8 protein-coding genes are annotated in these 11945 nt (G+C 39.1%); 5 read left to right on the top strand and 3 right to left on the bottom strand.

Annotated features, from left to right (window positions below):
* Window positions 1–250: 250 nt before the first annotated feature.
* The 3 genes from HUS61_RS21785 to HUS61_RS07615 form a co-directional block, all read right to left on the bottom strand.
* Window positions 251–364, bottom strand: a complete 114-nt coding sequence (locus HUS61_RS21785) for a hypothetical protein (protein WP_308418547.1) — start codon at window positions 362–364, stop codon at window positions 251–253.
* A gap of 236 nt (window positions 365–600) precedes the next feature.
* A complete protein-coding gene (locus HUS61_RS07620) occupies window positions 601–1128 on the bottom strand; it encodes a hypothetical protein (protein ID WP_105173656.1) in 528 nt (175 codons plus the stop codon).
* Window positions 1129–4923: a type VI secretion system Vgr family protein gene (locus HUS61_RS07615; RefSeq protein ID WP_175081706.1), complete on the bottom strand. Its 3795-nt coding sequence runs from the start codon at window positions 4921–4923 to the stop codon at window positions 1129–1131. It abuts the gene before it with no gap.
* A gap of 303 nt (window positions 4924–5226) precedes the next feature.
* Here HUS61_RS07615 and HUS61_RS07610 point away from each other — a divergent pair, with 303 nt between their 5' ends.
* From HUS61_RS07610 to tssM, 5 genes are read left to right on the top strand one after another with little or no spacing between them, the layout of a single operon-like run.
* On the top strand, window positions 5227–5646 hold the full coding sequence (locus tag HUS61_RS07610) for a hypothetical protein (protein ID WP_175081705.1): 420 nt from the start codon (window positions 5227–5229) through the stop codon (window positions 5644–5646).
* A 28-nt stretch (window positions 5647–5674) separates the two neighbouring features.
* The gene (gene tssJ, locus HUS61_RS07605) at window positions 5675–6142 is read left to right on the top strand and encodes a type VI secretion system lipoprotein TssJ (protein ID WP_082389302.1); all 468 of its coding nucleotides are present in this window, start codon (window positions 5675–5677) and stop codon (window positions 6140–6142) included.
* 17 nt (window positions 6143–6159) lie between these two features.
* Complete coding sequence (gene tssK, locus HUS61_RS07600) at window positions 6160–7482, top strand: type VI secretion system baseplate subunit TssK (RefSeq protein ID WP_258535952.1); 1323 nt, start codon at window positions 6160–6162, stop codon at window positions 7480–7482.
* A gap of 11 nt (window positions 7483–7493) precedes the next feature.
* Window positions 7494–8216 carry a type IVB secretion system protein IcmH/DotU gene (gene icmH / locus HUS61_RS07595; RefSeq protein WP_054554075.1) on the top strand — a complete coding sequence of 241 codons (723 nt, stop codon included), beginning with the start codon at window positions 7494–7496 and terminating at the stop codon, window positions 8214–8216.
* An 8-nt stretch (window positions 8217–8224) separates the two neighbouring features.
* The gene (gene tssM, locus HUS61_RS07590; RefSeq protein ID WP_175081703.1) at window positions 8225–11941 is read left to right on the top strand and encodes a type VI secretion system membrane subunit TssM; all 3717 of its coding nucleotides are present in this window, start codon (window positions 8225–8227) and stop codon (window positions 11939–11941) included.
* Window positions 11942–11945 lie beyond the last annotated feature (4 nt).

The following is an 11945-nucleotide window of genomic DNA, read 5'->3' as shown; positions in this document are numbered from 1 at the left end:
AATTATTGATTGAAAAAGATCAATTACCTGAATTTAAGTAGGGGCAACTGATCAAAATATATGTGAAAGAGTACTAGCGCGTCCATTCTATAAATTGGCGGCCTGATTTTTTTGCATTGAGCTCAAGATAGTGCTCAGCAGTGTTGGCCTAAGATTTAAAGGCAGCAAAGCAGGGTATAAGTTCATGCTTTGCTGCCGACATCCATGTTGTTAAAGAGCGGTGCATTTTTGTTTAGATTGCTAGTTAAAATTAAGAGGGCGTACTTTCTTCAGTACTATCTTCTTGCTCAAAGGTGATATTAAACTTTCCCCGTCGGCTGAGATTAAAAATCGCACGTTGCCAATTTTCTGGTTGATTTTGTATTGCAGATTCAAACAGTGTTTTAAATAAATCAATAATATGGACAGAAACAGCAATAGGGTGCTGAGTTTCATCGCCTCATTTTCATAAAAGGCCTGGCATGTAATGACCTCATCGTGCTGGCAATCTAAAATTAACATCGCTTTCGACCAGTCATCGTTAATTTGTTGATAGAGATATTGACCTAGTTGCTGTGGTATTTGTGAGTTGGTTATCATGTGCTGTCCTTAGCGTTGTTGCTATAAAGTGCCGTTTTCGTATTTATTGGCAAGCTCTTTCCATGTGTCAAAAAATCCACCATGAAAGAAATAGCTATCAGAGATATTCAATATTTGATAATTTGTTGTCTCATGGTCTTTCCGTGAATAGTTTGATAGGCTATATCCTTGATCGCCTCGTTCATTTAGCCTCCCTATTAGTCTTGTAATACCGATATCTTCACCTTCCACGAGGTCATCAGTACTTATTGTGCCATGAGGTAATCCACCTGCGTTGGGCATTTTGGTGAAAAACTCAAATTTTTTAACAAACCAAGGTAAAATTGACAGTGGTGCATCAAATTGCCTAGTAGCTAAAAACGGGGCTTGACCTTTTGGTGAAATCATCCAATGAAGGATAACTGATAAGTATCCGTTTTGATTGTAAAAGGAGTGATAACGGCCAGGATAATTTAATGAATCTTCAATTGTAATTAGATGTTTTATCCCTTTTGGTGGATTCTCTGGGTCTTTTATTTCTTTTAGTGAGGGGAAAAATTGTTTAGTCATTTAAATGCCTCCTTTAATGGGAGTGGTAACAGGTGTGATTGTGATAGCATCACCAAACTGTTCTAAGTTGATCAGCTTTCTCTCAAAATTAAATGTTTCAACAGCGCCATAGTCTGTACCATCTAATAAATTTTTAGTTAAACCATTACCTAAATAATATTGGTTATTGCCAATAACTTGCTGCATTTCAAGTCTTTTTTCTAATAGTTCAAATTCGCTTTGAGTTAATTTTAAATTTGAAAAGTATTTTAGGGCTCCCTCAGTATCCCATTCAGCCTCCATAAGGCCAGAGTTGAGTGCATCAGTAAACAATTCATTGTATCTAGTTTGAAATTCGGAGGTAAGCAGCGTATCTAATTGTTCAGTCGTGAATTTTTCAGATAACTCATCTCGCGCAAAATTATTGAGGTTTTCATACGTAGGCACAATGCTTTTGGTATCTGCTAGTGCATGTGTCTTTTGTGTATCTATAATAATAAGTGAGTAATTTTTATTTTGGTCATAATCAAGCCCCAAAACTTTACTGATTATTTCTGGATCGGAATCTGCATTTTCTAATTGGTCAAATGTAGTTGACCAATACTTTGCACCAAAGCCCGTCTCACCTCTAAAAGGCGCTCCTAACAATCCTGGCTTACCGTCATACTCTAAATATGATGATTCCATGAAGCGCACATGAAATCGTTCACTTATTACAGCCCCACTTTTTGCTAAAGCAGTTAACTCTTCATCTGTGTATTTAGCCACATAGCCATGTTTTAGAAGGTTTTGTCTTGCGACTTCGAGTCTTAGCTGAGCTTCTTTTAATGACTTAGGCTCTGGACGGCTTCGCTTTTTGCCGATGGTGAGTTCATCATCAAGTTTCTCTATTCGGTCGACTTGGTGTTGCTCAGTATTACCTTTACGAGAGTAGTTTAATCGTTTTAATTTAATAGCTTCAGCTAATTTTTGAATTGCTTGTGCTGCTTTTACAAAATACCTTGATTTTGAAATAGCTGAAACAGCAACACCTGCTCCAAAGGTTAATAATGCAAAAATGATTTCAAAAGCAAGTTGACCTGCCATTCTGGTTTTCTCAACGCTAGAATGGGCATCAAAATAGTCGTAAGGGAAATTTGCAATTAATGTACGCGCTTGTTCATCTTGCGCAATCATAATCAGTGTTTTAAAGCCATCAGCAACGGCTTCAAACCCCTCGGTCGTATTTTCTAATATTAACTCTATTTCTTGTCGTAAAGCTTCTATATCACCTTGAACTAAATGTTCGAGTAACCGCCAACATGCGGCCCCTATGTCGAAGATACTTTCACCTACCCATTCAACTAAATCCGCTGTACCAGTAACAATACTTGCACCTTGTTCATATAGACCAGTTATGAATGCGCCTGTGTAGATTAATCCCTGCATAGCTATATTTTCTTGAGCAATTAAATCTTCTTGGATTTTGGCTTGACTGCGAATTTCTTTCACCATCGCAGTTAAATTGGTCTTTAGCTCTTTTCTAAGGGTGTTCACATCATCTTCAGTCGCACCAATAAATTCAATAATGACGTTACCTGGGGCTACATTATCTATGGTCGCTAAGCCGTTACTCAATGTTCCTTCGTATAAAGTGTTGTTTGAGTGCTGAATTTGAAAAGCAATATCTTCAACCGGAAGGCCATCACTGTAAAAGTAAGCAAGTTCAATGACTTTATCTTGGCGTGTTGCAACTCCTGAATCAGAAATATCGAAATTAGTAACGGCTGGCACATTTGCAGAGGATATAGTCCTAGGTGCACGCGCTGTACTTGGGCTTTCAATATCGTAATCAACGGGGCCATCAAAATTTATAAATGTGCCATCGAGGGTGAGTACATCGGTGGCAATAATCTCAACATTTCCTTGACTGTCGAGTTTAATTTCGCCGCCTTCGTTATGTAGGATTAAATCACCACGGCCTGAGCCTGTAATCGCGATTGACTGGTTAGTTTGCAAAAATGTTGAGCCATTGGGGGCCGAAATAGTTAAGTCACTTGAGTTGGTTTTAAGCTGAATATCGCTTTGCGCAAAGGCTTTAACTGTGCGACCACTGACCATCGACAGTGCTTGACGAGATTCAATGAGGGTGTTTTTTCCTTGCCATGCTTGGCTACCTGCACTTTGCATGTTGATATCGCGGTTTTGAGTGCTGAGCGAAACATTGTTTTTAACATCAATAAACTGATTATTTTTAATCACAAACTGAATGTTGTCGTTCTCAGTTGTTAGGCAGAGGTCTTTACCTGCATGTAAGTTAATGGTGCCGAGCTGGCTTATCCATTCTATAAATTGGCGGCCTGATTTTTTGGCATTGAGCTCAAGATAGTGCTCACTGGCTAAGGTTTGTAAAATGATTTTAGGTGCTTGCTTGTCATCATCAAACTGCAGCTCGTTTTGCGCCGCACTGACCAGCCTGTTTTGCGTATTATTTGCAGCGGTGACAACACTTGGCTGCGATTCATTCATCGCAAAACCCATTAAAAACGTGTTGTTAGGGTCGTTATTTATACAGCCAATAAGTACCTCAGAACCACCAACAAGGGGGAAGTGCCAGCCAGTGGCCTGAGGTTGGTTTTGACATGCGTATAAAGCAAGTTGCTGAATTGCTTGGCTTGATTGCGCAATTGGCCTTGCTGTTGTGTCAAAATCAGTTCGCACACGGTAGCAACCTAAATCATCAATGAAACTAGAAGTCGTTAAAGACTCTACCTTAGCCGGAAATACCATAGGTTTGGGTTGATGTGGCAAAGGTTTGGCTTTAAAAGGCGTACCACGTTCGATAAATTGGGCTTTACAACTATAGCGTGTTAAACCTTGGTGACTATTTTCGTCATTAGGTTGTTCACTGCTGTGATACACGCTAACACACAGTAAATCAGCACTACTGCCCGTGCCGGTTTGATCGTCAATTGCAACTGAGCTACCCGCAAATAAATCACATACATTACCCACTAGTTGCGTTGTTTTATTAAGAGAGGCTAACGCGTTACTGAAATCTTGCGCTTGTAATGAGGCGGCACTGGGTGTTGATGCGCATGGTTCAAAGTAAGATTGACTGTTACTTGCGACCTTTAAATATTGTCCATGGGCCACGCAGTCAGTGCGATCATTGTAAATAGAGTGATGTACTTGGCTGTTAAAAAAGCCAACATAAGCGGTATTTTCATCGTTATTCATACCGGCCGAGTTTTTGACTGATACAACACCGCGCTGCAAATATGGGCTGTTTAAGTTACTATCACTGATCACTAACAGTTCAATGTTATTTTTTGTTTCAAACCAAATAAACAAGCCAAATTGGGTTAGTATGCGTTGTAGAAAGTGCCAGTTGGTTTCCATTGCTTGCACACACTGTGGAAGCGCTGGCAATGACGAGCCGACACGAAAATCAATTTGCCCTGGTGAATAGCCAGCTTGGCCTGCTAAATAAAAAATAACATCTTTTAAATTAACGCCAATAAAAACCTTACTGTTTGTAATGTTTTTTAATGTGCTCAATCTATCTTTAATAATTATTTTATATCGATATTTACCTTTGAATGTACCTAAATTGTCACACTCAAAAATGATCCCTGCTAGGTGGCGAAAAAAATTATCTTTATTAACGAATGTAATTAATGCGCTTTGTAAAAGCAGATGCTCTAATAGAATTTGCTGGCTGGATTCACCAATGAGAATAAACTCAAACCCTTGATTTAATTGTTCAATCCCATCTACCTGAGTGACATTTAGGGTTATGTTATTTACATCAATTAATAGTCGAGAATTAGACACATCCTTGTCCTTTTTTAACTAATTCCTGTAGCAAGAAAGGGGAAAATACACATTTATTAATCAATGTTCAATAGAATAATTGTAATCGTAATAATTACGTCATAATTTTGTTCATAATGCCATTAAATGCCAATTAATACGTTTTTATTAGTTTTTATATTAATTCGAAATTAGTTTTATTTTTGAGCTGTATTGAGTTGACTTTTTTGAAAGGATGTTTGTATTATGCCCCCGTTTTAAGGACTAACGTACCAAAAGTATGACATGGCTTTGTACTTTTTTTGGTTAATCAAGGATGATTTTATGGATAAAAAATTATTTATAAATCAAGTCAATAACTTTTATTTTTTGGCTTGGTCTCTTACTAAAAGTATCTCTTCCTTACTTGATCAGACCGGTATTCCAGCACATCGAGTGTTTTCAGCGTCGGTGATCGATCAGTTTTTCTTTTTCCTGAATAGTCCACCTAAAAATGAAGGTAAAATCATTTTAATTAAAGAAGATATTAGTGCTTATATTGATGAGTTGATTGTACTAAATACAAAAATAATATCTTCTGTAGATGATGTGGTTATTAAGTCTCTGGCTGTTGATAATCAAGAAAATAAACGTTCAGGTATTTTTCCTAAAATATTCAATAGTCATAAATGGTCCGATTGCGCATCAATGCGATTTAATCGAGTAATCTGTCCTGTTTACGAAGAAGTTCTTTGTAAAAATTAATTAATCTAATAAATCAATGGGGTTTTGAATGCGTTTTGCAATTAAAAAGGCAGTGCTAATTACTTTGTTTATGTCTTTAACAGCATGTATGAGTACAAATGTAGAGCTAGATATCACTGCGACAGATAATCTTAATTTGAACCAATTTGATGAAGCTTTGCCTGTGGTACTCAGAGTGTATCAACTTTCGGATATACAGAGCTTTAAAACAGCTACGTTTGAAGATTTGTGGAAATCAGATAAGTCAGTTCTGTCAAATACGTTGATCACCGTAGAAGAAAAAACAATTAACCCCGCTGAGAAAACAAAAATAGAATTTGAACAAGCAGAAAATGCGCGTTTTGTTGCCATTGTCGCCCTTTTTAGAGATCGCCAAGGTGATAAATGGAAAACGTTCTACCCGCTCGGTGACGGGCCCGTTAAATTATCTACATCGTTAGATGTATTGATTACAAACAACGAAGTTCAATTACCAGATGAAGACGAGGCTGAGTAATGAACATTAGAGGGCCAATGAAACCTGTATGGGCTGAAGGCGTGTTGCTAGCACAGCAGCATTTTCAGTTATTTGATGACTACCATGAGCAAAATCAGATTGTTAGACAAGGCTTGATTTCGCCATTGGCCTTTGGTTTGCACCACCTCACTATTGATGAATCAGCACTCGCTCGCGGTATTTTAAAGGTGATCAGCTTTAAAGCGATTCTTGAAAATGGGCGTTTACTTGAGTTTGATCGTCAACATCACGAAGAACTAAAGCTTGAATTAGCTGCCGATACAGATGAAGTCACTGTGTATTTAGCGATTGCTGCAAATAAAGTTGTCAGCGACATTGAAGGTTATGCAACTAGTGGCCAACTCAGTGCCTATCAAGCAGATTACATTGAGTTTAGTGATCACCACGATGCAGCAAGAAACCGTGAAGTGCTAATTGCACAACCTAACTATATTTTGCTGACAGATAATGATGTAAAAACGTATTTTGATACGCTTGCTTGTATCAAAATTATGCGCGCTGAAGACGGCTCGTTTAAAGTCAGCAAAGAGTTTGTGCCGCCATTATTAACGATACAGGCCTCGTTTTATTTAACCGAGTTGCTTAATAGAACGGCGAACTTGGTAAATGCAAAAGTGAACGTGTTGCTTGGTCGCAGAAAGAACTTTGGTTCAGTTACTGATTTTGGACCTAACGAAATGAACAGCTTTTTGCTGTTAAATGCAATGGCACCATCAGCAAAACGCTTAGACCATTTAAAAAGCTTGCAACTTGTTCATCCAGAGCGATTATATTGCGAGCTTGTTGACTTAATTAGCTCTGTGTCGATGTTCGAGCACAGTGATTTAGTGAGTCAAATCCCGCCTTATCAGCATAAGCAATTGACTCATGTCTTCGGCACCTTAGATATTTTATTGAGTAAATTACTTGAGGGTGTTGTTCCTAAGAAAATGGCAGGTCTTAAACTTGAGAAAGTATCGAACGCCATTTATCAGGTTGCCACCATTGATTCAGCCATTTTTGATAATAACGACTTCTACTTGGCCGTTTACTTTGAATCTGAAGATACCAAGTGGATTGATACGTTTAGTGATCAAGTCAAAGTTGGCGCCACTGAAAAGCTCGAAATTATGATTGCATCGGCTCTTGCGGGCGTGCAGTTAACACATTGTCAGCGACCACCTAATAAACTAGCTATCAAAAGTGGCTATGAATACTTTCGTTTAGAGGCTCATGGTTTTATTTGGCAGCAAATTATCGAAGAGCAATCGCTTAGTTTATTTATTCCATTTGGCTTACAAGCGGCGCAAGTCGAAATCGTTACAGTGGCAAGAAATTAGGACGCAAGACAATGCAAGAAGCAAAAAACGAACTTGATTTAATCGCCTGTATTGCGCCAGTGATAAACGCGCTTGCGCCTTTAAAGTTAAAGCAATCGACAGATCTTGAACTAAACGATTTTCGAGAGCAGTTACTTACGAGTTTTGATGAGTTTGAACGTAATTGTTATACCCAGCAAGTAACAACCAGTGTTATGCAGGAAGTTAAGTTTGCCCTGACTGCAATGTGTGATGAATTTGTAATGAGCTCTGGCGCGCATTTTCGAATGGATTGGATGTCGAGACCCTTACAGCTTGAATTTTTTGGTAATAATCGAGCGGGTGAAGAGTTTTTTGAGCGATTAGCAAAACTTCGTACCGGAGGTGAGCCAAAGTTTGCAGCATTAGAAGTGTATTACATTTGTTTGCAACTTGGCTTTGAGGGTATCTACAAAGTGAAAGGAATTGAGCAACTTAAAGCCTTAATTGTTGATGTACGTGCGCAAATAGAAGATGTACGCGGTACTCCACGAGGGCAACTATCTGATAATGGCGCGCCACTTGAAGGGTTTGCAATGAAGGTAGGCCGAAACATTCCTTATTGGGTGATTTTATCAATTTGCTTGGCATCGATTGTTTCGCTTTTTGCTGGTTTTCATTTTGTTATTAACAAGCAAGCAACTCAGAGCAGCCAACGTATAGATAATCAAGTAGAAGTACTTACGCAATTAAGTAAAACCAACGAGACTCGATAGGAAAAGTAATGCAAGGAAGAGTGAACAAAAGCGGCCTAGTGCACTTTTTACTGGGCTTAGTGTCATCAAGAGCAACAGGGCAGTTAATTGGCTTAATTGCTGTGCTCAGTATTATTTGGTTTGCTGGTCGAATCGTTGGTTTAGACACGACAGATAAAAAGCTTATCGCGATGGCTGCGGTAACAGCAGTTTTTATCGTTTTTATTTTTATCCGTTGGTTATGGACAAAGCGTTCGGGCGATAAGCTAGCCTCTGAACTTGCGAGCCATAATGCGGGTTCAAGTGCTGAACTTGATGAAATAAAAGAAAAGATGCAAGAAGCATTAAGCTCGTTAAAAGCTTCCCATCTTGGCGCAGGATACCGTGGTAATACAGCTTTGTATGCACTACCTTGGTATATGATCATTGGTCCTTCAGCCACTGGGAAGAGTACATTATTTGCTAACTCTGGCTTGCATTTTCCATACTCAAATTCAAATGAACTGCACATCCAAGGTTTTGGTGGCACGCGTAACTGTGACTGGTGGTTTTCAGATCAAGCAATTCTGATCGATACCGCAGGGCGTTACACAACAGAGCAATCTGAAAACAAAGAGTGGTTATCTTTTTTAAGCTTGCTCAAAAAATATCGTCCTAAATTGCCTATTAATGGTGTGATGGTCGCGATTAGTGTTGCAGATGTTTTAACCTCAGATAGTGAAGAAATTCGTCAACACGTAAAATTAGTTCGTGAGCGTATTGAAGAGCTTATTACTCAACTTGGGGTGATCTTCCCGGTTTATATAACCTTTACTAAAACAGACTTGATCAGCGGCTTTGAGCCATTTTTTAATGACTTAACAGAAAAAGAACGTGAGCAAGTGTTTGGTGCTTATTTACTAGATATTAGTGAAGATCAACAAAATGATCCGGCTGAAATGTTTGAAGTGCGCATGGAGGAGTTATACCAACGCCTTTGTGAGCAACGTTTGAGCAAGGTTGCTCGCGAACGTAATGAACACCGTAAGCAGTTAATTTTAGATTTCCCGAATCAATTTAAGTCAGCATCAACAAAGTTGACTGAGTTTGTAAACTTGTTATTTAAAGCCAATCCGTATCAAGAGGTTCCTTGGTTTGCTGGTGTATATTTTACCTCTGGCACGCAAGAGGGCACACCAATTGAACGTATTACGAATGGGGTAAGGGATCAATTTGGTGCTGTCGTTGTTGAGCAAAAACAAGAAAGCATTACGCAAAGCTACTTTATCAATCGTGTTTTTAATGATGTGATTTTCAAGTTGCAAGACCTAACTCGTGGTAACCGCAAAAAGCGCTTGGTTGGCCGCTGGTTAAAAGGTTTAACAGTGACTTCAGGTTTGGCAAGTATTGCCGCCGTGACAGCATTACTCATTACTTCATATACAAGTAACCAGTTGTTGTTGAATCAAGGTGAAGCCCGTGTTAAAGCGATTGTAGAAGCGAATGTAAATAAAGCTAAAGACGAGCAAAAACTTGCAGCCACACTTGATTTATTTGAACATTATCAATCGCTTAATAATTATGAAAAGCAGTTGCCATGGTATTTCATTTTTGGCATTTACGAGGGTGACGAAACTCTAACTAGTGTTTCGCAGGTTTTGTTTAATCAATTAAATCAGTTGATCACCCTTCCTGCAGAAAAACAAACGCTTGCGCAGCTGAAAGAGTTTGAAGCTATTTGGTCAGCAGATGATGCCGATGCTCGCGCAGCAAGTCGTCAGGCATATTACGATGCTTTGAAATTACATCTGATGTTAAGTGCTCACCCTGAACACAAAGACAATGAGTTTGCCAAGCAGCAGCTACTTAGTTTTATTAGCCAGCACTTTAACATTGAGATTGATGCTCAAGCTGACTCACCGATCACCTCACAATTAAACGATTTAGTTGATTTATATTTAGCGAACATAAGCACAGATCTAGAAAACCCAGGTGAAATTTTATTTTGGCAAAATAATGAAACGGCTGTACTGAATGCAAGAAATAGCCTGAACACACAACCAGAAGCCGAACCTCTATATCAACAAATTATTAGTAGCTTTGCTGAGCGTAAAAAAGCGATTCAGCTTAAACAGTTTATGGCTGCGAAAAATCGCGATGTACTGAAAAGCAACTTTAGTATTCCTTATGTGTATACCAATGCAGGTTGGCAAGAATATGTTTATCCAGAAATTAAACGTATTTCTCGACTGGTATTCTCTGGTGATTGGGTAATGGGCACAAGTAATGAAAGCGGTCAAAATGCCGTTGATGAAGCCCAAGCTGATGCACTGGCAAAAGCAATGCGTAGTTATTACTTTACAGACTATGGCAATACATGGTTTGCGTTTTTGAACAGTATAAAAGTGCCTACTTTTAGAGATTTAAATGATGCCAGTATTAATTTTGCTCGCCTTTCGTCTACTGATGGACCACTCATTGATCTGATGACGTTGGTGAATGACAACATCGTTGTTGCAGATAAACCATCTGCGGTTAGTGCAAACAACGACAAAATAGCGACCATTCTTTCTGGTGCAACAGATACGGCGGCTAAAAAAGTGGCCAAAGGAAAGTTAGCAAAACAAGTTGCAGAGCGCCCTGACTTTTCTCAAGTTAGTACTGTTAGAGCCCCTGAACTTGAAACGCGTTTTGCTGACTTGCGTCGCTTCTCGCAGCATGATGAAGATAAGCAGATGTCTGATTATATGAGTCAGTACATTAGTTCTTTGAGCAGCATTCACTCAGATATAAAAGCGATGGCTGCTAGCAATGAAGATGATGCTCAAGCAATGGTGTTTGTACAAGACTTATTGTCTGGAAATAGCCAAGATAATGCATTGCAATCGTCTTGGATCATTATAGAAAGCCAAACTCGAGCGCTAGACCCAGAAACAAAAGACACGCTTGACGTGCTATTTAAAGCACCATTGCAGTCAGGTATTGCAAGTATCATGGCAAAAGCACGTAGCCAGTTAAATGAAGAGTGGGAAAACCAAGTTTATACCATGTATAGCAACAGCATTGCTGGCAAGTACCCATTCAATTTGACTGGCCCTGATGCTGCTATTGCCGATGTTTCTGAGTTCTTAAATAGTGAAACTGGGGTGCTTTGGAACTTTATTAATAGCCAACTTAAACCATTTATGAAAGTACGCCGAGGTGTATGGGAAGAAAAGCAATGGAACGGTGTGGGGATTGGTTTTAATCAAGAGCTATTAGACGGTTTAACAAAAGCAAATAAAGTAACACGCTCTTTATTCCTGAACGGCTCAGACGCGGCTGGTTTTAACTTCCAAATGATGCCTGTACCACAAAAAGGCATTCGCGAAACGTATTTAGGTTTCTCTGAGCAAGGTTATCGCTATAGAAATGAACCGGAAGAGTGGCGTAATTTCTCATGGCCAGGAAGAGGCGCAGCAGAAAAAGCTATTTTGTATGGTTTAGATAACGCCGGACGAAGAGTCACTATTGAGCAAGATGGTCCATGGGCTTTATTAAAAGTACTTAACGAAGCAAATGTGAAATGGATTAAGGGTACAGAGTTTCTTGCTACCTGGGAATTAGTTGATAAATCAGAGCAAAGTTTAACAGTCCAGTTCTCATTAAAGTCTGGTCGCAATAGCGGTATTTTTTCAAAGTACATGTTGACCTCTTTTGCATTGCCTAATTCGTTGTTTGCACCTAAGCCACAACTTGCGCAAGCAAGTAGAGCCTCGGTTCAATAGGGGC

Source organism: Pseudoalteromonas sp. 0802, from assembly GCF_013350085.1.
In the GTDB taxonomy this organism is placed as follows: Bacteria; Pseudomonadota; Gammaproteobacteria; order Enterobacterales; family Alteromonadaceae; genus Pseudoalteromonas.
The sequence above is the reverse complement of the archived record's forward strand: the minus strand, read 5'-3'. Positions and strand labels throughout refer to the sequence as shown.